General features: G+C 58.5%; 18 protein-coding genes and 2 tRNA genes. 18 read left to right on the top strand and 2 right to left on the bottom strand.

The window, feature by feature from the left end; genetic code table 11:
- Positions 1–16: 16 nt before the first annotated feature.
- Complete coding sequence (locus ACFQZG_RS22345; RefSeq protein ID WP_378156591.1) at positions 17–1,300, top strand: metallophosphoesterase family protein; 1,284 nt, start codon at positions 17–19, stop codon at positions 1,298–1,300.
- Positions 1,301–1,304: 4 nt separating this feature from the next.
- Positions 1,305–4,595, top strand: a complete 3,291-nt coding sequence (locus tag ACFQZG_RS22340; protein WP_378156589.1) for an AAA family ATPase — start codon at positions 1,305–1,307, stop codon at positions 4,593–4,595.
- On the opposite strand, the gene ACFQZG_RS22335 is transcribed toward ACFQZG_RS22340, so the two are convergent.
- Positions 4,564–5,646 (bottom strand): YkvI family membrane protein, encoded by a 1,083-nt coding sequence (locus ACFQZG_RS22335; RefSeq protein ID WP_378156587.1) that lies wholly within the window; start codon positions 5,644–5,646, stop codon positions 4,564–4,566. The two genes, ACFQZG_RS22340 and ACFQZG_RS22335, sit on opposite strands and share 32 nt — an antisense overlap.
- A gap of 90 nt (positions 5,647–5,736) precedes the next feature.
- Between ACFQZG_RS22335 and ACFQZG_RS22330 the strand changes: the two genes are divergently transcribed.
- Positions 5,737–7,035: an ArsB/NhaD family transporter gene (locus ACFQZG_RS22330; protein WP_378156585.1), complete on the top strand. Its 1,299-nt coding sequence runs from the start codon at positions 5,737–5,739 to the stop codon at positions 7,033–7,035.
- A 211-nt stretch (positions 7,036–7,246) separates the two neighbouring features.
- Positions 7,247–9,226: a glycoside hydrolase family 15 protein gene (locus tag ACFQZG_RS22325; protein WP_378156583.1), complete on the top strand. Its 1,980-nt coding sequence runs from the start codon at positions 7,247–7,249 to the stop codon at positions 9,224–9,226.
- Positions 9,227–9,622: 396 nt separating this feature from the next.
- Here ACFQZG_RS22325 and ACFQZG_RS22320 read toward each other — a convergent pair whose 3' ends face one another.
- Positions 9,623–10,321: a hypothetical protein gene (locus tag ACFQZG_RS22320; RefSeq protein WP_378156581.1), complete on the bottom strand. Its 699-nt coding sequence runs from the start codon at positions 10,319–10,321 to the stop codon at positions 9,623–9,625.
- 267 nt (positions 10,322–10,588) lie between these two features.
- Between ACFQZG_RS22320 and ACFQZG_RS22315 the strand changes: the two genes are divergently transcribed.
- The 14 genes from ACFQZG_RS22315 to ACFQZG_RS22250 all read left to right on the top strand — a co-directional run bounded on the left by ACFQZG_RS22315 (position 10,589) and on the right by ACFQZG_RS22250 (position 23,213).
- On the top strand, positions 10,589–11,161 hold the full coding sequence (locus ACFQZG_RS22315) for a xanthine phosphoribosyltransferase (RefSeq protein WP_378156579.1): 573 nt from the start codon (positions 10,589–10,591) through the stop codon (positions 11,159–11,161).
- 90 nt (positions 11,162–11,251) lie between these two features.
- Complete coding sequence (locus ACFQZG_RS22310; protein WP_378156578.1) at positions 11,252–11,578, top strand: hypothetical protein; 327 nt, start codon at positions 11,252–11,254, stop codon at positions 11,576–11,578.
- An 87-nt stretch (positions 11,579–11,665) separates the two neighbouring features.
- Positions 11,666–11,875 carry a hypothetical protein gene (locus ACFQZG_RS22305; protein WP_378156576.1) on the top strand — a complete coding sequence of 70 codons (210 nt, stop codon included), beginning with the start codon at positions 11,666–11,668 and terminating at the stop codon, positions 11,873–11,875.
- Between the two features lie 70 nt (positions 11,876–11,945).
- Entirely contained in the window at positions 11,946–12,437 is a 492-nt protein-coding gene (locus tag ACFQZG_RS22300) for a carboxymuconolactone decarboxylase family protein (protein WP_378156574.1), read from the top strand.
- A gap of 147 nt (positions 12,438–12,584) precedes the next feature.
- Positions 12,585–12,671: transfer RNA gene (locus ACFQZG_RS22295), tRNA-Leu, on the top strand.
- A gap of 142 nt (positions 12,672–12,813) precedes the next feature.
- A complete protein-coding gene (locus ACFQZG_RS22290) occupies positions 12,814–13,494 on the top strand; it encodes a FadR/GntR family transcriptional regulator (RefSeq protein WP_378156572.1) in 681 nt (226 codons plus the stop codon).
- Positions 13,491–14,639, top strand: coding sequence for a galactonate dehydratase (gene dgoD / locus ACFQZG_RS22285; protein ID WP_378156570.1), 1,149 nt, complete (start codon positions 13,491–13,493; stop codon positions 14,637–14,639). Before ACFQZG_RS22290 ends, dgoD begins: the two co-directional genes overlap by 4 nt.
- A 149-nt stretch (positions 14,640–14,788) precedes the next feature.
- Positions 14,789–14,875 (top strand) — tRNA-Leu (locus tag ACFQZG_RS22280).
- A gap of 76 nt (positions 14,876–14,951) precedes the next feature.
- The gene (locus ACFQZG_RS22275; RefSeq protein ID WP_378156568.1) at positions 14,952–16,895 is read left to right on the top strand and encodes an ATP-dependent DNA helicase; all 1,944 of its coding nucleotides are present in this window, start codon (positions 14,952–14,954) and stop codon (positions 16,893–16,895) included.
- A 250-nt stretch (positions 16,896–17,145) separates the two neighbouring features.
- Positions 17,146–17,337, top strand: a complete 192-nt coding sequence (locus tag ACFQZG_RS22270) for a hypothetical protein (RefSeq protein WP_378156566.1) — start codon at positions 17,146–17,148, stop codon at positions 17,335–17,337.
- Positions 17,338–17,810: 473 nt separating this feature from the next.
- Complete coding sequence (locus tag ACFQZG_RS22265; protein ID WP_378156564.1) at positions 17,811–19,547, top strand: extracellular solute-binding protein; 1,737 nt, start codon at positions 17,811–17,813, stop codon at positions 19,545–19,547.
- Between the two features lie 96 nt (positions 19,548–19,643).
- A complete protein-coding gene (locus tag ACFQZG_RS22260) occupies positions 19,644–20,543 on the top strand; it encodes an ABC transporter permease (protein WP_378156562.1) in 900 nt (299 codons plus the stop codon).
- Between the two features lie 14 nt (positions 20,544–20,557).
- Positions 20,558–21,436, top strand: a complete 879-nt coding sequence (locus ACFQZG_RS22255) for a carbohydrate ABC transporter permease (RefSeq protein ID WP_378156560.1) — start codon at positions 20,558–20,560, stop codon at positions 21,434–21,436.
- Positions 21,437–21,485: 49 nt separating this feature from the next.
- Positions 21,486–23,213, top strand: coding sequence for a sensor histidine kinase (locus ACFQZG_RS22250; protein ID WP_378156558.1), 1,728 nt, complete (start codon positions 21,486–21,488; stop codon positions 23,211–23,213).
- Positions 23,214–23,218 lie beyond the last annotated feature (5 nt).

Genomic DNA, 23,218 nt, shown 5'->3' with positions numbered 1-23,218 from the left:
GAGGGGCGACGTTGGCGTGGGAGTACCGTTTACGTTCATACACGCGGCGGATTTGCATCTGGACAGCCCCTTCAAGAGCTTGGCGAAGGCGCCCGACGCGGTGCGAAGCCGCCTGCAAGACGCGACTTTCGCGGCGTTGCGCCGATTGGTGGACGCCGCGAAGCGCGAGAAAGCCGACTTCGTCGTTCTGTCGGGCGACCTGTACGATGCCGCCGACCGCTCGCTTCGGGCGCAGCTGCGGCTGCAGCGCGCCCTGGCGGAGTTGACGGAGCACGGCATCGAAGTATTCGCCGTACACGGCAATCACGACCCGGAGAGCGGACGCCAGGCGATGCTGGAGCCGCCCCCGGGTTTTTACGTGTTCGGGTCGGACGAAGTGCGCTGCTTGCCGGCGCGGAAGCGGAGCGGAGAAGTCGTAGCGCATGTGTACGGGATATCTTACGCGACGGCCGCCGTGACCGATAATCTGGCCCGCCGTTTCGTCAAGAAGGACGGCGCGGACTATCATATCGCGGTACTGCATGCCAACGTGGACGGCGATCCCGCGCACGACAACTACGCGCCGTGCCGGCTGGACGAGCTCGTCTCTGCCGGCTTCGATTATTGGGCGCTCGGACACGTGCACCATCGCCGGGTGCTGCACGAGTACCCGCACGTCGTGTATCCGGGCAACCTGCAAGGCCGCAGCGTGCGCGAGACGGAAGGCAAAGGCGCCTATGTCGTTCGCGTATCCGCGTCGGGAGAGGTTGACATGAAGTTCCTGGACGTCGCGGACGTGCTCTGGCAGGAGGCGGCGGTGTCCATCGAAGGCATCGAGCGGGAGCAGCAGTTGAAGCACCGGATGCTGACCGCGGTCGAGGAGAAGCGATTGGCGGCGCGAGGCCGTCCGGTCGTATTGCGGCTGCGGATCGAAGGGCGAGGGCCGCTGCACGAGAAGCTGCTCGACCCGGCCGTCGCGGAAGAATGGCTGACGGAGCTGAGGGAATGGATAGGCGCGCCGGAAGGCGCGCCCGGCGAATGGGCGTGGCCGGAAGCGATTCGCGTGCGGACGGGCGGCGAGCTGCGTCTGGAGACGGTCGCGGAAGAAGACGGCTTCGTCGGCGAGCTGCTGCGGATCGGGCTGGAGGCGTGCTCGGACGAGGAGCGCTCCTCGGAGCTGTTCCTGGAGGCGATGGATTCGCTTCGCAAGCAACCGGCGATTCGTCGCTGGCTGGAGACGCGCAGCCATGATGAACGCGCCGAGTGGATCCGTCAGGCGATGGAGCTGTCCGCGGAATTGCTGCGCGAGGAAGAGAGGTAACGGCATGTACATACGCGAGCTTAAGGTCGACGGTTACGGCGCGCTGCAAGGCGTCGAATTGACGCTGGACGCCCCCGTAACCGTGCTGTACGGTCCGAACGAAGCGGGCAAGAGCACGTTGCTTAGGTTCATGCGAAGCATGCTGTACGGGTTCCCTTCCCGCAAGGATATGGTCGAGAGAGGGGAGCCGGTCCGGGGAGGACGGCACGGGGGCCGTATGCTGCTGCGCGGGCGAGACGGCCGGGAATGGCTCGTCGAGCGATACGCGGAACGCGGATCGGGACTCGTCGTGCGCGAGTCCGGCGGGCCGGAGAGACAGCTGTCGCAAACGGAATGGGAGCGGCTGGCGCTCGGCGGCATTACGGAGAAGCTGTTCCGGCAGCTGTTCGCCGTATCGCTGGACGAGCTGCACCAGTTGCGCGCGCTGCAAGGTGAAGAAGTCGGCAATTACTTGTACCACGCCGGCTTGGCCGGCGGGGCGGCTTTAACCGAAGCCCGGCGCCGGATCGGCGCGGAGATGGACCGGTTGTACCGCCCGAAGGGCGCGAACCAGGACATCAACAAGGCGATGGCGGCGATCAAGGAAACCGAGGCGGCGATCCGGCAGAGCAAGGATCACATTCAATTCTTCAATGAATGGACGTCGGAGCTGGAGGAGACGAACCGGCAGCTTGCGGAAGCCGATGCTCGCCTGCCGCGGTTGCGGGAGCTGGCTACGGAAGCGAAGGGCGCTTACGAGCTGCGGGAATGGTGGCTGAAGACGCAGTCGCTTCGGCTGGCGGACGAAGAAGCGCGCGGAGCTTTGCCGGATCCGAATTCCGCGCCTCTGCCGGAGAGCGCGGCGTTGCGATGGTCCGAGCTGAAATCCCGGCGCGGTTTGTTGGTAGAGAAGCTTGCGCAAGCGGGCGAGGCGGAAGAGGAGCTCGTACGCGAGCGGGCAACCTACCGCTGGTCGGAAGCGTTATTGGCCGCGATGCCGGAGCTGGAACGGCTGGAGTCGCTGCGCGAAGGAATCGCGGCGCGTCGGGAGGAAGCGGCGGAGCTGGAAGCGGAGCGGCGCATGCTGGACGAGACATTGGCCGGCTTGCTCGCGAGGCTGTCTCCGGAGTGGGGCGAGCAGGAGCTTCGCGCGTTCGGAGCCGCGATGTCCGAGCGAGAGCGTATTCGCAGGCTGGCGAGGGACGTCGAAGAAGCAGAGCGCTCGCTTCAGCCTATCCAAGGCGAGCTGGAGCGGAACGCTCGCATGCAGGAAGCTTTGCGGGCGGAGGCGCAAGTCGAGGAAGTCGCGGCAGCCGGATCCATGCCGGCGCAGAGCAGGCTAGAAAGAGCGGAAGCGCGGCCGTATGCGTTCGTGCCGTCCGATCGGACGAATCTGCTGCGGGCGTGGCATGACTTGGAGGACGCGATGCGCGCGTACGAACGAGCTCGGCAGGCGTACGACTCCGCGTATGATGGCGAGCACGAGGCCGAAGCGTCGCCGATCGCCGCAACCGGCCGAAGCCAACGGTCGAGACGCGCTGGCGGCGGCCGATCGTCCGGCATGACGGCCGTGCTGCTTGGCGGCGCCGCGGCGCTGCTCGGCCTGGCATCGGTCGCGTTGCCGTTCGTCGTAAGCAGCGGAGGCAACGTATCTCCGGCCGTCGTCGCGTTTTCCGCAATGATGCTGCTCATATCGGGCGCGCTCGGAGCGATGGCATACCGCTCGAGGCCTGCCGTGTCGGGGGAGCCGCAGTCAATGCGCGGATCCGCCGCGCGGAGCAAGGAAGCCGAAGCGAATGTGCGCCTGCTTCAAGCGCAAGCGGCGAATCGGCTGAGCCAGCTCGTTCGCGATCCGGAAGCGGCGGTTGGCTTGTTCACGGCGGCGGCGGTTTCCGGGGATGCAACGGCGCGACCTATGGCGTCGGCGGACGAGGCGTGGCGACGACTCCGCGAAGCGGTGTACGCGCGGCTGGACGAGTTGGAGCATGCGGGCCGAGATGCGGCGAATCGCGAGATGGTGCAGCGACGAATGAAGGAGCTGCGGACGGAGCGGGAGATGCTGGGGCGCGATGCAACGAGCGCGAACGAACGAATCGGCGAGCTGCAAACGCAGTGGGCGGAATGGCTTCGGCGTTATCGCTTGCCCTCGTCGCTGGACGTCGACGGCTCGGCCGAGCTGTTCCACATGGCGGAGCAAGCGAGCGCCGCGCTGCGACAGCGCGAGCGCGTGACCGAACGTCTGCAAGGCATGAAGCGGGCGATCGGGCAATTCGAGCAAGCGGCTGCCCCGCTGGCGGCCTCGTTCGAGCTGCCGCCGTCGGTGTCTTCGGATCTCGTGCTCGCCGTTCGCTGGCTCTATGCCGAAGCTGCGAAGCAGCTTCAAGCCTCTCTTGAGTCCGGTCGCATCGATCGTCAATTGGAGACGTCCCGATCGAACGTCCGCAGACTGCGGGCGCAATCGGACGAGCTCGAGGCGGAGGTCGCGGCGTTCCTCGAGGAGGCGAAGGCGACGGACGAACGGGCGCTCGAGCTGCGGCTGCGGATCGACGAACGGAGCCGGGAGCTTCGCCGCGAAGCGCGAGACGCGCAGCTTCGGCTGGAGTCCGGTAGGGACGAAGCCGCGAAGGAGAAGCTGCACGCGTTGCTGCAGGCGTACGACGAAGCGTCGCTGGCGGCCAAGGTCGCGGAACGGGATGCGAGCTTGGCGGCAGCGGAACAGGATAGAACCGGTCTGCTTGACCGTCGCGGACGGCTGATGCAGGAGCTGGAGCGGCTGCGCACGGACGCGGAGCTCGCGGATTCGCGGCAGACGCTCGCCGAGCGGGAAAGTAGGTTGGAAGCGCTGCTGGAGCGTTACGCGGTGCTCGCGCTGGGAGAGAAGCTCATGTCGCGCGCCAAGGCGGTGTTCGAGGAGGAGCGCCAGCCGGAGGTGCTGCGCCATGCTTCCGCGTACTTGCGTCAAATGACCGGAGGCGCCTACGAGCGCATCGTCGCGCCGGACGATCGTTCCGCGCTGCTCGCTGAGACGGCGAACCGGCAATTGCTCGACAGCGCTTTCCTAAGTCGCGGTACGCAGGAGCAGCTGTACCTCGCCATGCGGTTCGCGCTATGCGATGCAGCTTCCCGGGATAATCCGTTGCCGCTGCTGCTGGACGACCTGTTCGTGCACTTCGACGAGAAGCGTCTGCGGAATACGCTTCCCGTCCTCGAGACGATGGCGGAAGGCCGTCAGCTCATTCTGTTCACGTGCCATCGTCACGTTGCGGACATGCTCGCGGAAGGGATCAATGGCGCCACAGCGCTATCTCTTCATTAGCGGGAGGCGGACCGCCAGGCGGCCGCGACCGGTCGCGGGTAATGAGGAACAGCCAGCCTAGGCTGAGCAAGCCGAACATCGGATACAGCGTCGACAGCAACGGTCCGAAGCCGAATTGGCCCGCGAGGAAGCAGATGAGCAGCAACCCGAACGTAAGCAAGCTTTGCGAGACGTTCAATCGGTTGTGCAGCTGCAGCGTTATGCCGTAGATATCGGCGACGAGCGTCGAGAAGATTTCCATGAAGATCAGGAACACGTAGATCCAATGCAGCCATGCGCCGAGCTCGCGGGCGATGTATCCCATCGGAATCTCGAATTGCAGAATGTCGGGCATGCGCGCGGACATCGCCAAGTGTCCGGCGATGAGCAGCGTGCCGATGCCGATGCCGCCGATCCAAGCGCCCCGGCGCAGCACCTTGGCGTCTCCGATCGCCGAGCCTAACGGTACGAGCACGGCCTGAGACATCGATAGGTTGAACGCGGCGTACAGGAACGGAGACAGCCATGCCGCCCAAGGCGACAGTTCGCTGGACGCATGAAGCCAATGACTGGAAGTCGGTTGGCGCAGCGTCTCGAACATGAGGAACAGCGTGAAGCCCATCATGACCGGGACGACGAACGTGTTGATCGTCAATATCGCGCTCATCCCTTTGCGCAGCAGCAAGATGCAAGCGAACATCGTTACGAGCAAGCCGGTCTGGTAGCTAAGGTTCAAATGCTCCGAGAAGATCGATCCGGCGCCCGCCAGCATGACGGCGTTGACGCCGAGCAGCACGACGAGCATCAGATGGCTGACCCATCTGCCCGCCTTGTTGCCGAATAAATGCATGTTCAAATCCTCGTACGACTTCGCCTTCAGCTCGGCGGACAGAAGCATGACCTTCGCGCCGATCCAGACGAAGAACATCGTCGAGACGATAATCAAGTACGGGCCCCACCAGCCGAACCGCGTGAAAAATTGCATCACCTCGCGGCCGGAAGCGAATCCGGCGCCGACGACGGTTCCGATGAAGGTGAACGCGACTTGAATGCTTAACGCCCATTGTCTCATAAAGACGGAACCCCCACACCTCAACTTGTCCTCCCTTCCTATCAGCCTATGTGGCGAATCGGACGGGCATGACTCCAGGAGTTGTCCAACATGGCTTTACCGATATCGATCGTCGTATTCGCCGTCACGTTAGTTCTTATCATCCGGCGGCCCAAGGGTTGGAACGAAGCGGCTTACGCGGCGCCGGCCGCCTTGCTGCTGCTCTGTCTCGGCACGCTCGCCTGGTCGGACGCGGCATACATATGGGAGGTCGTCTGGAACGCGACGTTGTCGCTCATCGGCATCATGGTGCTGACGGGCGTCATGGACGACAACGGCTTCTTCAAGTGGGCGGCGCTTCAAATCGTCCGCAGGTTCCACCGCCGAAGGCTGGCGATGCTGGTCGGCCTGTCGGCGTTCGCGGCGCTCATCACGACGTTCTTCAACAACGACGGCACGATTCTGATCATGACGCCGATCGTGCTCGAGGCGACCGCGCTGCTCGGCATGGGCTTCAAGGCGCGCATCGCCTTCCTGCTCGCGGTCGGCTTCATGGCCGATACGGCGAGCGCGACGCTAATGGTCAGCAATCTGACGAACATCCTGACCGCGGATTACTTCGGCATCTCGTTCGGGGACTTCGCGCGGCATATGGCTTTTCCCGGCATCGTCGCTTCCGCGGCGTCCATCGGCATGCTGCTGCTCCTGTTCGGCCGAACGATTCGCAGGGACGAGCAAGCCGGGGCGGACGCTCCCGCGTTCCCGGAGCCGTCATCGGTTATCCGCGACAAGCGCGTGTTCGCGTTGTCTTGGATCGTGCTCGCGCTCATCCTGGCATTGTACTTCTACTCGGAAATGCTCGGTTGGCCGGTATCGCTCATCGCATGCGGAGCGGCGGCGGTATTGTGGATCGCGGCGATCGCCTCTCGCAGCGTCGATTCGGCTCGCCTGCTCCGGCGTACGCCGTGGCTGATCGTCGTGTTCGCGCTGTCGATGTATCTGATCGTCTACAGCCTGCATCTTCACGGCGGGACGGGATGGTTCTCGTCGCTCATGCTGCGATTGGACGAGGCCGGATTAGCGGGCATCGTATTCGGGTCGGGGGCGTTGTTCTCGCTGCTCGCGGCCGTCATCAATAACTTGCCGGCGGTGCTCGTATCCTCGCTGACGATATCCGAGCTTGACGGCGGTCATGCCGTATTGCCGTTCGCCAGCTTGGTCGGCATGTCGGTCGGTGCGAAGCTTACGCCGATCGGATCGCTAGCCACGCTGCTGTGGCTGCAGTTGTTGCGCCGCGACGGCGTGGAACTCGGCCTCATTCGTTATATGAAGTACGGCTTGTTGCTCACGGTGCCCGTCTTGCTCGCGACGTTGGCGGCGTTATGGCTGCAAATCCGATTTTTTTCGTGAGGAAGCGGTTACCGTCGTCGAATACGCGCATTAGACGGTTGCTCGAACGGAAAGTTATTGTACAATAGAATGTGGACGATTCGCGGACCCGAGGGGGAAGCGACCGGAGACGGCTAGGTGCTCTAGCTGGGGAGGTCGCTTCGGGCAGATCACAACTACCCGGCCCGGGAGAGTCGTCCATGGTTCCGGGCTTCTAAGGAGCTGCTTCAGGATGAATCAAGCAAGACTGCAAGAACATTTGCGCAAGAAGCCTTACCTGGTCGATGCCATCGCGGGCAACTCCGCCATGTTGGCGTCGCTCGGCGGCACCGGAAGACTATTCCGTCTCTGGTGGCCGCACATCGATTTCCCGCAGCACGTGGATGAAATCCGCACCGGATTGTCGTCGGTCGGTACGCCGGGGGGCGTTACCTGGTTCGACGCGGCGGACGGCGGATGGACGCACGAAGCAGGTTACGTGCCGCATACGAACGCGTATCGCGTTCGGGCAACGCGTGCGGACTATCCGGTATCGGTCGAGCAGACCGATTACGCGGTGCCGGGGCAGCCGATATTCGCGCGGGCGTACCGTCTGACGAATGACGGCGACGAAGCGCGCGAGCTGAAATTCCATTACTACGGATCGTTCCGTATCGCGGAGAACGAGCTGTATGCGACGACCGAGTTCCGGGGGGAACACGACGCGTTGCTGCATCATCGTCACGAGTACGCCTTCGCCGTCGGCAGCTCGAGAGAGTGCGACGGGTATCAAGCGGGCGGAGGCGCGTGGCAAGCCGCGGCAGAAGACCGATTGAACGGGAACGAGATCGACATGCAGCCGGACGGCGCGATGACATGGACGTTCTCCGACGTGGCGCCGGGACAATCGGTCGAGCTGACGATCTATATCGCGGCGGGCCATGGCCGTCTCGAAGCGCTGTCCGCGCTCGAAACCGCGAAGAGCCGTTCGCAAGGCGAATGGTACGGCGACATGGTCGCCTATTGGGCGAACTACTTGGCGGCAGCTACGCCTTGCCCGACGAGCGATCCGGCTATCGCGGCGTTGTACGAGCGTTCGTTGCTCGCGATGAAGCTGATGGCGGACGAGAAGACGGGCACGATCGTCGCGGCTCCGGAGTTCGACGAGCACTTCAGCCGTTGCGGCGGTTACGCGTACAGCTGGGGACGCGACGCGGCGTTCATTACGACCGCGTTCAACAAGGCGGGCCTCGGTTCGCTGTCCGAGAAGTTCTACGAGTGGGCGCTTACCGCGCAGGAACCGGACGGTTCTTGGCAGCAGCGCCACTACCACGATGGCCGGCTGGCCCCTCACTGGGGACTGCAGATCGACGAAGGCTCCTCGCTCCTGTGGGGGATGTGGGATTACTACATCTATGCGGGAGAGAAACAGTCGTTCCTCGATCGCGTCTGGCCGGCGGTGGAGAAAGGCGCGGCGTTCCTCGTCTCGTACATCGACCCGGAGACGGGATTGCCCCGTCCGAGCCGGGATTTGTGGGAAGAACGGGAAGCGGAGCATACGTATTCGGCCGCTGCCGTATTCGGCGGGCTGAAGGCCGCCGCATCGTTCGCCCGCCGCGTCGGTCGCGACGACCTTGCCGAGAGCTGGGAACAAGCGGCGCGCGCGATCGCCGAGGCGATCGAGGCGCATTGCTGGAACGAGGAGCGTTCCTCGTACTATCGAGGCTTGAAGATTACCGTCTCCAAGGAAGAGTACGAGGCGGCGATCGGACGGGGCGAAGCGGGACACGTATTCCAGCGCGATAAGGGCTACTGGAAGCACGTCCTTGAGTTCGACCCGATCGTGGACATCAGCCTGCTCGGTCTTAGCGTTCCTTTCGGCGCGGTGCCGATCGATTCGCCGAGAATGACGCAAACCGCAGATACGATCGAGGCGTTGCTCACTTCGCCGAAGGTCGGCGGCATTAAGCGGTACGAGAACGATAACTATATCGGCGGCAACCCGTGGATTCTGACGACGCTGTGGCTTAGCCATTACCGGACGCTGCAGGGACGTTACGAAGACGCGCGCTCGCTGCTCGACTACGCGGTGAAGCACGTTACCGCGTCCGGATTGCTTCCGGAGCAAGTCGACCGCGAGACGGGCGAGACGGCATGGGTCGTTCCGCTCACGTGGTCGCACGCGATGTTCGTGCTGGCCGTTCATCTCCTCGCGGAGAAGGGCGAGCTGTAAAATAACCGAGAAGCCACTCCATGGCGGAATTTTCTGCCGGGGAGTGGCTTCTAGCGTTATGAGGTAACGTTGCAGTGGCGGAGAGCCGGAAGTTTCGCGTGTAGCGTTACGTGGTAACGTTATAGCGGCGGGGCGCCGGAAGTTTCGCGTGCAGCGTTACGTGGTAACGTTGCAGCGGCGGGGCGCCGGAAGTTTCGCGTGTAGCGTTACTTGGTAACGTTGCAGCGGCGGGGAGCCGGAAGTTTCGCGTGCAGCGTTACGTGGTAACGTTGCAGCGGCGAGGACCCGGAATGCAGCTCGCCCCCGGAAACGAGGAAATCCCCTTCGCTCCAGGAAGGGGGGACAACCTGAGCGAAGGGGATTTCTATAGGTAGGGAGTCGTACGCATCGTTAGAATTACGCGATTCCGATCAGCTTGATCGACAGCACCTCGTGAGTATCGGGATCGAGGTCGAGCTTCAGCCAGCCCTCGGCCACATCCATCGTCAGCACGTGAGAGTCGGGATGATCGGCGATCTCGAGCACGTCGGCCGCTTCCGCGCCGGGGATGCCCGTCCGAAGACCGGCGATGCCCGTCGGCACTTCGCCGGACGAGATCTCGATATAGACGACTTGCCCGCGTTCATCGAACCCTATGGCGAAGCCGGCGTATTCCCACATGTCGATCGTCTCGCCTTCGCCGGGAAGCGCGTATTGCGCGGTTGCGGCGCCGAATCGTTCGGCGACGGACGTATCGCTGTCGTGCAGCTCGATGCCAAGCAAGGCCGGAACGCCCGGGTCGAACGGCTTGTCTTCGGTCGCAGCCTTATCAGAGCCTTTAGTCGAATCGACAGGCTGCTGCGCGCCGGCGGCGCCGACTCCATCGCCGTTCGAGACGACGTCGTCGCTTGGCTCGGGTACGTCCGCCGGAGAAGAGATCGGTTCGACATGCGGCGAAGCTTCGGGCGACGGCGAGGTTAAGTTGGTAGCATGCGGGACGAGAACGCTTGGTTCGGCGGCTATAGGCGTCTGGTTGCCTGCGTTGCATGCGGTTAACGCGCCGCAGACGGCGACGACCGTTACGATCGCGATCAACCGGGTTCCGTACCTCAACATGTCCATTCAACTCCATTCCGTCTTGTCTATATGTAGTATGACACATCTTTTCGGCGAAAAGTTGCGCATGGGAAGAAAAAGTTGGAAAAACAGTTCTTTTGTCGCATTCTGGTGCATGGATTCAGGCCTATCGACTGCCGTCGAAACGTTCGACAAGTCCGGAAAATCGCCGTTGGAGCGGCATTGTTCGCGGCTTGTTTACCGGTTGCGCGAGCGAATCGGATGTGGTACGTTAGACGGAAAAGATAACGGGCGGTGGGGAGAACGATGGACATTCTGAAGGAAAGAATCTTGAAGGAAGCGAGCGTCGTTAATTCCGATGTACTGAAGCTCGACTCCTTGCTCAATCACGGCGTCGATCCTCAGTTGACGATGGAGATGGGCAAAGAATTCGCGAGAAGGTTCGCCGAGACGCCGATCACGAAAGTAATCACGGTCGAATCCTCCGGCATTCCGGTCGCCTTCGCGACGGCGCTGCAGCTCGGCGTGCCGCTCGTGTTCGCGCGCAGGAAGAAGACGCTGCTGGGAGAATCCGACGCCTACTGCGAACGCGTCCCTTCGTTCACGAAGGGGATCGTTACCGATCTGATCGTATCCCGTCACTTGCTCAGCCCGGACGATTCGGTGCTGTTCATCGACGACATCATCGCCAACGGCGACGCGGCGAGAGGCTTGATCAAGATCATCGAGCAATCCGGAGCGAACTTGGCCGGCATCGGCATCGTCCTGGAGAAGTCGTTCCAAGCCGGCGGCCGCGCGTTGCGCGAGCTCGGCTTCAAGGTGGAGACGCTCGTGAAGATCCAGTCGCTAGAGGCGGGCAAGATTACGTTCGGCGAATAGCCGACGGCCGAACTGGTGCATTTACCTTCTTTCCCAATTGAATTACTTTAACGTATAATAGGAGTAACTTGCAGGGGGAGGCGAGCAGCAATGGGGAAACTTGATCTGTCTGGTGAGTATTTTCTGGAGAAGTTAGAAGCGGCCAAAATCCACTTCGAGCGAGCGCTCGACTGCAAACATACGGAATTCGACGACCTGTATCCGTATATGATCGAGCATCCGCAGTTTTTCTGGTATAAGAGGTACGTCGCATGGTCGGAGCTGCTGACGATCGTTAAGCTGTCCGAAGAACTCGACATCGCTTGGACGGAGCGTTTCACCGAACGCCAAGCCGAATACGTCAACAACCGGGTCATGTCGAGCAAGGTGTTGGATTGCTGGTATGAAACGAACGATACGAGAGAGCACGTCGGCTGATCGAAGCGGCGGCGATTCCGAACAAGAACCCGCGCGGATTACGGTCCCTGCGGGTTTTTACATGCCCAATAGAAGGAGCAATAGACGATGAACGATGAGCAACTGGATCAATACCGGGTAGACGCTACGAAGGTTAGAATCGTAAGGGACGCGCTCGAGCTGAACGACGTCGTAGGCATCGTGGTCGCGTGGGACGACGAGTACGTGCTGATCCGCAGGCCCAATCGCCGCGTTATTAAAGTGAAACGGCACTATCCGATGCAGCCCGCTTCTGAGCCGCGCCAATGGATGGAATGAATTGTCGGGAATTGTGGCACAGTAGACGACAGATGTAGATTCTTAGCGGCCCATGCCGGGAGGTATACTGATGTCGTCGATGGAACGAATGGACGGGCTGCAGGAGGAAGAAGCGGACGTGCTGTCGTCTTGGCTGCCGAACGTCGCGGACGCTTACGAGCAGTTCGCGAACCAATGCTTCGCCGCCGGAGAGCTGGACGCGAAGACGAAGCAACTGATCGCGCTCGGCGTGTCGATCTTCGCGGGCAACGAGATGTCGATGAATTATCACGCGCAGGAAGCGATCTCGCAAGGCGCGAGCGAGCGACAGATCATCGAAGCGGCGTCCGTCGTCGCGGCCGCCGCGGGCGGACATGCGCTGTCGCACGGCGCGGTGCAGGTTGAGGAAGCGCTCGAATTGCTCAGGGGCAGCGGCTCGCTCGTGAGCGCGGTCGAACCGGACTTGCTGCATAGCCGCATGCAGGACTACTTGCAGGACACGGAATTCGCCGAGGAGAGCGGTTACTCCGACTGGGACGGCATGGAGATTCCGGGCGGAACGGCCTTGTCGCCGTCTTACTAAGCGCCGTATTAACTGAAAATTTGAACTTCCTCGCCGCGCTTGACTTCGCTTCCGGCCGCGTGCTATTATAAGTTTCGTGATCGAGACAGGGTTCGTCGGTAACGCTGCAACGCGATGAAGAATCTGCTCGGGAACACTTTATAGCATGCGGTCATGGCGGAATTGGCAGACGCGCTAGATTCAGGTTCTAGTGTCAGCAATGACGTGGAGGTTCGAGTCCTCTTGACCGCACCACCTTATGAACGAACAGCTCTTGGATCGTCCTTGCGACGATCCGGGAGCTTTTTTGTATGTTGACAAACCAATATTAAAGATCATTTCTTATATATTATAAGATCATATCAATATAAAGTTGAATCAAAGAGCGGGTGCATGGATGAAGAAGCTGGCTCACGAAGAAATTCTAGAGCAATTGCAGGAACAAATCCGCTCCGGCGAGTGGAAGCCCGGGGAACGCCTGCCGACGATGCAGGAATTGGCGTCGAGGTACGGACTCAGCCTGACCGCGGTTCGGGAAGCGCTGCGCCTGCTCGAGAGCCGGAATATCGTCAGCATCGAGCATGGCAGAGGCATATTCGTCCGCAACGATCCGGGTCTGCTTGAAGACCCGATGGCTCCGATCAAAGGAATGGAGACGCGTTCGCTGCTTGAATTGCTTGAAGCGCGCCTCGCGATCGAACCCGAGCTGGCGGCTTATTGCGCCATTCGTTCGTCCGCGGCCCAAGCCAAGTCCATACGCGAATTGGCGGACCTGATGGAAGCGCAGATGCAGCGCGGCGAGGATCACTTCCAGACGGACGTCCAGTATCACCAGGAGATCGCCGAAGGAGCCGGTAATCCGCTGCTTGCCCGAATGCTGTCCGTCGTGGCGGATTTGTCGGCGCAAGGAAGGCGAGAGACGGATAAACTTCCGTTCATGCGGGAGAAGGCCGCGGGCTATCATCGATTGATCGCTATCGCGATACAGGAGCGCGAGGCGGATCAAGCGAGATCGCTCATGAAAGCCCATATTCAAGATATGATCAATGCCATTCATTCGAAGGGGAGCGGAATATGAAGATCACGGGAATGGAATTATTCATCGTACCGCCGAGATGGTTGTTCCTGAAAATCGATACGGACGAAGGAATAACGGGTTGGGGAGAGCCGATCGTAGAAGGCAGGGCTCACACGGTGCGCGCCGCGGTCGAGGAATTGAGCGGCTATCTGATCGGCAAAGATCCGCTCGCGATCGAAGATCATTGGCAAGCGATGTACAGGGGCGGATTCTATCGCGGCGGGCCCGTGATGATGAGCGCCATAGCGGGAATCGATCAAGCTCTATGGGACATCAAAGGGAAATTCCACCAAGCCCCGATCTATCAACTGATGGGCGGAGCCTGCCGTCAGAAGATCAAGGTGTATTCATGGATCGGCGGGGATCGCCCTTCCGATGTCGGACAAGCCGCATTGCGCGCGCAGAACGAGGGCTTTACCGCCGTCAAGATGAACGCGACGGAGGAACTGCAATATATCGACTCTTACGCCAAGATCGATGAAGTGATCAAGAGAGTGGCCGCGGTCCGGGGTACGGTCGGCCCGCATATGGGAATCGGCATTGACTTCCACGGCCGCGTCCATAAGCCGATGGCGAAGATTCTAGCCAAGGAATTGGAAGCCTTCCGTCCGATGTTCCTCGAAGAGCCCGTGCTCCCGGAGAACAACGAGGCGCTTCGGGACATCGCGGCCGTTACGAATATCCCGATCGCGACGGGCGAGCGGATGTTCTCCAGGTGGGACTTCAAGAAGCTGCTCGCGGACGGCTATGCCGACATCATTCAACCGGACGTGTCGCATGCCGGAGGCATCACCGAGTGCAAGAAGATCGCAAGCATGGCGGAAGCTTACGACGTAGCGCTCGCCTTGCATTGTCCGCTCGGACCGATCGCGCTCGCCGCTTGCTTGCAAGTGGACGCGACTTGCCATAATGCGTTTATTCAAGAGCAAAGCCTGGGGATTCACTACAACCAAGGGAACGACTTGCTTGACTATGTCGTCGATCCCTCCGTCTTCAAGTACGTGGACGGCTACGTCACGATCCCCGGCGGTCCGGGACTCGGCATCGAGATCGACGAGGCGCACGTGCGGAAGATGGCGGCTATCGGACACGATTGGAAAAATCCGATCTGGCGCCATCAAGACGGCAGCGTAGCGGAGTGGTAACGGGAATGATCGTCGGACAAGTCTCCAGCCGCGAGTAGCCGTCAACGAATACTCGGTTGCCGATTCCTGTCGGCAGCCGAGTTCCCCACAATAAACGCTTGCATATCCGCCCATTTCGGGATATAATCTTAATTACGCATTGTCTACATGCGGTCATGGCGGAATTGGCAGACGCGCTAGATTCAGGTTCTAGTGTCAGCAATGACGTGGAGGTTCGAGTCCTCTTGACCGCACCACCTATACAATCGCCAGAAGCTCCGGGAAACCGGGGCTTCTTTTTATGAAACGACTGATACGGAGGCATAAGCGACTTTGAACCGATATCCTTTCGAATACGACCACGCCAGACCCTTCCTTCAGCAAGTCGGCGAATGGGTCGCGGACGTGTTCTACGACATCTTGCCCGAAGCGGGCTTCGAGGTGCGCGACGAGCAGATCTACATGGCTTACCAGATGGAGAGGGCGTTCGCGGACAAGCAGACGCTCTTCGCGGAAGCGGGCGTAGGGACGGGCAAGACGCTCGTCTACTTGCTGTACGCGATCTGCTACGCTCGCTATACGCGCAAGCCGGCGGTAATCGCGTGCGCGGACGAATCGCTCATCGAACAGCTGGCGAAGCCCGAAGGGGACCTGGCCAAGCTGACCCGGCATCTAAGCCTGGCGATCGACGCCAGATTGGCGAAGTCCATGGATCGATACCTGTGCTTGGTCAAGCTGGATCAAGCGCAAGCCGATGCCGAGCACGCGGACGCGTTCAAGGCGGTGCGCGATGAATTGCCACGGTTCGTGTATCAATACGAAGCGTTGCAGACGTTCCATGCTTACGGCGACCGCAAGCAATATCCGAACTTGAACGATCATCAGTGGGATAAGATCGGCTGGGATTCGTTCCAGGATTGCTTCTCTTGCGAGCTGAGGCACCGCTGCGGACAGACGTTATCCCGGGAGCATTACCGCAAATCGGGCGATCTGATCATCTGTTCGCACGATTTCTACATGGAGCACGTATGGACGTACGAAGCCCGCAAGCGGGAAGGTCAGCTTCCGCTGCTGCCTGAACATTGCGCCGTCGTTTTCGACGAGGGACATCTGCTGGAATCCGCCGCCCAGAAGGCTTTGACGTACCGCTTGAAGCATTCGGTGTTCGTGGAATTGATCAGCCGATTGCTGCAGAACGAGATTCGCGAATCGCTCGCCTTGCGCATCGACGAATCGATCGATCGGAGCGACTCGCTGTTCTATACGCTATCTCATCAGAGCGAGGATATTGCCGGCACCGATCGTAAACGGATCCTCATGAACGAGCGGTTGCTTGAGGAAGTGCGCCTGTTCCGCGAAGTAATCGAAGCGATCGAGGAAGAGCTCGTCTTCGAGAGCGAGCTGTACACGTTGAACGATTACCAGCTGCGCATCGTCGAGGAGCATCTGGAGACGATTCAGATCGCGCTCGGCTTGTTCCAGCGCTCCGATTCGCCGATCAGCTGGGCGACGGACGGCGATGACGGCATGACGTTGGTCATTATGCCGAGAGCCGTGAAGGAAGTGCTTCGGGAACGGGTATTCAATCTGAAAATACCGGTTATCTTCTCGTCCGCGACGTTATCCGTGAAAGGTTCGTTCGATTACATCGCGGACAGCTTGGGGATCGAGCGCTACCTCTCCTTCAGCGTCAGCTCCCCTTACGATTATAAGAATCAAATGGAATTGCTGGCTCCGGAATGGCCGCAAGGCGGGTCGTTCGAGGAGAAGACGAAAGCCGCCGCCGGACTATTGAACCGCACGGACGGCAGGGCTTTGATCTTATTCAACGGCAAAGAAGAGCTGCAGCGCTTCAAGCGATCGATCTCTTCCTTCCCGAGTTGCTCGGACATGCGCTTCTTCTATGAAGGAGACGCGGAAATCAGCCATCTGATCTCCGCTTTCCAACAGGACGAGCATAGCGTGCTGTGCGCCGTCAGCCTGTGGGAGGGACTCGATATTCCCGGTCCGTCCCTGTCGAACGTCATCCTCTGGTCGCTGCCTTTCCCTCCGGAAGATCCGGTCATTCTGGCCAAGCGGGAAGCGTCGTCCTCGCCGTACGAAGAAGTCGATCTTCCCTATATGTTGCTTCGGCTTCAGCAGGGCATCGGGCGGTTGATTCGCTCCCGCGAAGATCGCGGCATCGTCGCCATCTTGAGTGAGGAATTGCATCGGGACGCGAAGCTGCGGCAGGCCGTCGATGACGTATTGCCGGAGGGCGTACGGTTGCAGGCGTAAAGGCATAGACTCATGAATAAAGGAAGTTACACATAGCAAAGATTTCGTCGTTGAAATTGTTAAAATGTGGCATGTGCGGATGTGACGTGATATAGTTATAATGTGTCAATTGGTAGGAATGCATGGGAGATTCGCGTTGGAATAGCGAGTGAAACCCATGCTTCCGGAATTGAAAACTTCTTTATATAGTTCTGTATTCTAATAACGTTCATAGATTTTACTAGAGGAATACTTTAGTAGGAGGAATTCTATGAGCGACCCCGAGAGTAAGGAGGAGAAGAAGATGGCGGCAACCGAGTTGATCAGAAAACCGGCAGTGAATTTAAAGACTAAAGAACAGCTGGAGAACTTTATCGATGTAGCCAAGTCGAAAAACCCAATGACCGAATCAACGAAACAACGACTTAAAAATCGAACTCCTACGCCAAGGGGTAAACGGTAGAACATGCCTCTATATTATGAATATATATCATCCCGATTTACAGACCAAGTCAGTACTTTCTTATGTATCTAGGCGTGGATACTAAATATAAAAGGCAAGGTTTTGCAGCAGAAATGCTGGATGATCTTTTTACGATCGCATATGAATTGATCGAGAACACGGGTTGCAACTTTATTTACTTAGATTGCAATTCGGAATTAGGACATATTCTCTATGAAGATAGAGGTTTTAGAACAATTGATTATGATGAAGAGATAAAAATGTGGAAAATGGTTTTCAAAATTGAAAGACAATGAGCGGAATAACGATATTGATGGAACGAAGAAGCCTTGGCGAATCCGCCAAGGCTTCTTCGTATATCTTCCGCCGAACATGACTAACGTACGTTCATGATCTTGAGATACGATCATATCCATAGCCGCCGGCCCATGGAATAATGAAGCATGTAAGGATCATACACGAGGGGGATTACCATGAAAGGCTATCGCAAGTCTTATGCAGTCCTAATGAGCGTCATCTTGTGCCTCAGTATCGTTACCGCCTGTTCGAATGGCAACAACAACGGACAAGCGTCCGGCGAGTCTTCCGTTCGACCGTCGGAGAGTGCCGGCGCGAGCGCTAGCGCGGAGGCGCCTTCCGCCCAAGCGGAGCCGCAGCCGAACGATCGCACGAAATTCGAACCGCCGGTCGAGATTACCGCGGCTCTCGCCCTAAAGCCTTCGGATAAGCTGCGCAACGGCGACACGCCGGAGGATAACCCGGTGTCCCGCTGGTTCAAGGACAATCTGGGCATCGTCACCAAGTACAAATGGGTCGTAACGGACTCCCTGGAGACGAAGGTGCGGCTCGCAATGACGAGCGGCGAAGAATTGCCGGACGTTCTGTACACGTCGGGGACGCTGTTCGAGGATCTGGTCGATTCCGGCAAGATCCAATCGATCGACGAGGCGTTCGAGAAGTACGCGACCGCTAGGGTCAAAGAATCGTACGTCAAAAACCCCGAGATCTGGAACCTGGTCAAACGCGACGGCAAGCTCTACGGCCTGTCCGGCATCTCCAACGGCATCGTCGGCGCGACGGTCATGTGGATCCGCCAAGACTGGCTCGACAAGCTGAACCTGAAAGCTCCGACCACGATCGAAGAGTTCGAGACGGTGCTGGACGCGTTCACGAACCAAGACCCGGACGGCAACAACAAGAAAGACACGTACGGTCTGGCGATCGGCGGCAACACCGGCTACTACCACCCGACGAGCAACTACATGGCGGATACTTCGTTCATCTTCGGACAAAGCCAGCCTTACCTCTGGATCAAGGACGCGAACGGCAACTTGCAATACGGCTCCACGCTTCCGGGCGTGAAGGACGGACTCGCGAAATTGCAGGATTGGTACAAGAAAGACTACCTGAGCCCGGACTTCGGAACGCAGGACGCGGCCAAAGCGATGGCGGACTTCACGGCCGGCAAAGCCGGAATCGCCTTCGGACCGGGTTGGACGGGCGGTTGGCCGATCGGAACGGCGGTTGCCGAAGCCGAGAAGAACAACCAAGCGATCAACATTAAGCCTTATCCGCTCCCATCGGGCGTGAACGGCGAAGTCGGACGTCAAGCTTCCCAGCTCTCCTACGGCATCTACGTGTTCCGCGAAGGCTTCGACAACATGGAAGCGATCTTCAAATACTGGGATACGATGTACGGCTGCGCGATCGAAGATCCCGCATGTCCGTTCGACAAAGGCTACGGCGAAGGCTACGACTACGTCATGAAGGACGGCAAGCCGGATTGGACGAACGTGCCGGAAGGCGTCGTGAGCCTTAACGCTTACTTGCTGATGTCGCCTTCCTCCGGAACGGCTCCGGTGAACGTCATGGAAGGACCGAGCATCTATCAGCGCGTCGCGGCTGGTCAGACGAACTCGGTGTTCGAACAGAAGCTGGCGGCAAGCAACGGCAAGTTGACGATCGACGGCTTCGCGGTCGCGAACGAACAGCTGCCGCAAGACGTACCGAACGGCTTCAGCGGCGCCAATACGGCGACGATGAAGGAGAAGTGGGATCAGCTGTCCACCTTGGAAGAGCAAACCTTCCTGCAGATCATCTACGGCAAGCAACCGCCGGAGTACTTCGATACGTTCGTGAAGCAATGGAACGATCAAGGCGGCGCGCAAGTGACGAAGGAAGTTAACGAATCCGTCGCGAGCATGAAGTAAAGACCATAGGAACGAGTAAATGCGGAGTGCCATGATGTTCCTGTCGCTCCGCATTTACGATTTTTCGCTACCTCGCACCGATAGGAGCATACCGGCATGATAACGAAGCAATATCTCTCGAAGACGTGGCCCTTGCATCTATTCCTGCTGCCGTCCGTCTTGCTGTTGATCGTCTATAACTATATTCCGATGGCGGGGTTCCTGATCGGCTTCCAAGACTTCAAGCCTTGGCTGGGCATCGCGCATTCTCCGTTCGTCGGGCTGAAGCACTTCAAGTTCATGTTCAACGATCCGAACGCGATCCAGGTCATCTGGAATACGTTGATCATCGCCGGATTCAAGATTATCGTCGGGGCGATCGTGCCCTTCGTCTTCGCTCTGTTCCTGAACGAAGTCAGAGGCATCTTGTTCAAGCGGACGATTCAATCGCTGATCTACTTGCCGCATTTTCTGAATTGGGTCATTCTCGGAGGCATCTTGACGGATCTATTGGCGACGAACGGTCTGATTAACCAGACGTTGGAAGCATTGGGCTTCAATCGCGTCTTCTTCCTGGGAAGCGGGGAATGGTTCCGGTTCACGCTGGTCACCAGCGACGTATGGAAGGAATTCGGATTCGGAACGATCATCTACTTGGCAGCCATGACGGGTATCAATCAAAGTCTGTATGAAGCCGCCGACATCGACGGCGCGAACAACTTCAAGAAGGCCATCCACGTTACGATTCCGTCGGTCATTCCGATCGCGATCGTCATTACGACCTTGTCCTTGGGCAACGTCCTGAACGCCGGCTTCGACCAAGTCTACAATATGTACAATCCGCTCGTCTACGAACAAGGCGATATTATCGATACTTACGTGTACCGCGTAGGTCTGCTGCAAGGCTCGTTCAGCCTGGCGACCGCGGTCGGCTTCTTCAAGTCGGTCATCGGCTTCATCTTGATCGCCACGACGTATCGGTTGGCATCCAAATACGCGAACTACAGGATATTCTGAGAGGATATAACGAGATGCATAAACTTACATTCTCTAGTCGACTGTTCCAATATACGAACAACCTCTTCCTATCAGCCGTAGCGATTCTGTGCATCCTGCCGATGGTCCACGTTCTGGCCGTATCGTTAAGCGATAACTATTCGACCACGTCGTTCCTCGTCAAGCTGTGGCCGATGGGGTTCAACCTCGACGCTTACGAGAAGGCGCTGAACAGCAACAACTTCCTGGTCGCTTTTCGGGTCAGCGTATTAAGAACGGTACTGGGAACGCTCGTCTCGATGGTGCTGACGCTCATGGCCGCCTATTCCATGTCCAAGGACAACCATAAGTTCCGGGGGAGAACGGTATACGCGTGGTTCTTCGTATTCACGATGCTGTTCCATGGCGGGCTCATCCCGACTTACTTGGTCGTACAGAAGACGGGACTGACGAATACGCTGCTGGCGCTGATCATCCCCGTTGCGGTCAACGTGTTCAACGTGGTGCTCATGATGAACTTCTTCAGAGGCATTCCGAAGGAATTGGAAGAGGCGGCGGCGATCGACGGGGCGGGACACTTCCGCGTCTTATTCAAGATCTTCGTTCCGATCTCGTTGCCGTCCATCGCGACGCTGTCCCTGTTCACGATGGTGTTTCATTGGAACGCTTGGTTCGACGGCATGATCTATATGAACCAGGCCGACAAGATTCCGCTCGCGACGTTCCTTCAGGCGCTCATTACCGGATTCGACTATACGCAGATCGGTCTCAATCCGGCGGATCTGGAGAATCTATCTGAACGCTCGCTTAAGGCCGCGCTCATCTTCGTCGGCACGCTGCCGATCCTGGTCGTCTATCCGTTCTTGCAGAAATATTTCGTCAAGGGAATGACGCTAGGTTCCGTCAAAGAATAAGCGATCCTTATGCTAGAATAGGAGGAAAAGAGAGAAGGAGGACGCATCCTTGAACGTCATTACGAAAGTCATCCTTCTCATCGTGTTAATTTTAACGCCGATCATCGGCCTGTACGCCTACACCAACCATCAGAGCGTCAACGTTATCGAAGAGCAGATCAACACGAGGAACGAAGAGAAGCTGTCGTACTTCCTCAACCAGCTCGAAGATACGTTGGACCAGAACATCATGTACGCCGCGCTGGCGACGAAGGATCCCGAGATTCGGAAAGTCGGCTTCGGGAATTTGCCCGAGTCCGGCTACGACCGGCAGAACGTCATCCAATCGATTCAAGGCAAGCTCGACTTGTTCAGCGTTACGAATCAAGTGATGAACATCATATCGGTGTATTTTCCTAGAAGCGATCTGATGATCTCGACCATGTCTACCGCCATATCGGATCGCGAGACGTTCATCGAGCAATACGCGCCGAATTGGAAGCTGAACAAGGTGGACGTCAGCGGCGTGCGGATGGATGCGTTCTCCCGATACTTCGTCACTCCGTACCCCTCTAACCCTAAGGATCTCATGCGCTCCGAGATGATCATCCGCGTCGACTTCCTGACGAAGAACATCTCGAACCTCTTGGACGGGTTCACGTTGACCGGACATAGCGACGCCTTCTTCTACCATGGTCCGGATCAAGTCGTCTATAGCAGCAAGGCGAATATCGAGCTGTTCCAACGGGTGATGAAGGAGTATCCGCTGGATCAATATACGGGCAACGACAAGTATCGTACGATCGTCAAGATCGACGGGAAGAAATACCTGCTGTATACGCTGGCTTCGAGCAAGATGGAGTGGAGCTTGGTCGATATCGAGCCGCTGGACGAAATTCTGCAGCCGGTCGTGCAGAGCCGCAACTTGTTCTATGTCATTCTCCTGCTGCTCTTCCTATTCGGCATCGCTTCGGCCTTGTTGCTGTATTCGCACATCCAAGTGCCGATTCGCGCGTTGATTCGCGGCGTCGAGCAGCTCAAGAACAAGAACTTCAACTATCAGATCAGAAGCCGCCGCAGCAACGAGTTCCAGTCGCTGTTCGATTCGTTCAACGGGATGGCGATCGAGATCGATCAGCTGTTGAAGCGGGTATACGCGGAGGAAGTCCGGTCCAGGGAAGCGGTCATGAAACAGTTGCAATCGCAGATCAACCCGCATTTTCTGTACAACTGTCTGGCGTATATCGTGAATATGGCGAAGATGAACCGGAACCAGATGGTCATCGCGATGGCTCATAATCTGGGCGACTATTACAAGTACACGACGCGCAACGAATCGCTCGTGTCCACGATCCGCATGGAGATGGATCTGGCGATCGGTTACATGGACATTATGAACTTGCAACTGGAGAAGCTGCAATATAACGTCTCGATACCGGAGGAGATGCTGGAGCTCAAAATCCCGAGACTGCTCATTCAACCGATGATCGAGAACGCGATCGTGCACGGCTTGGAGGAGCGGCAGGAAGACGGGCTGATTACGATTACCGGCATCATGGAAGCGAACCATTGCAAGCTCGTCATCGAGGATAACGGATCGGGCTTGTCCTCGGACGCTCTGCATCGGCTCAGGATGACGACGGGACAGGAAGTCAATCACTCCAAGCGAACGGGAGTGTGGAACGTGAATCATCGTCTGAAATATTACTTCGGCGACCATTCGGGCGTCCGCATCGATCATTCGGCGCTTGGCGGATTGCGAATCGAGCTGTATTGGGAAATCGTCGAGAAGGAGTGAGCGGC

Source organism: Cohnella sp. GCM10027633 (genome assembly GCF_042675445.1).
In the GTDB taxonomy this organism is placed as follows: domain Bacteria; phylum Bacillota; class Bacilli; order Paenibacillales; family Paenibacillaceae; genus Cohnella.
The sequence above is the reverse complement of the archived record's forward strand: the minus strand, read 5'-3'. Positions and strand labels throughout refer to the sequence as shown.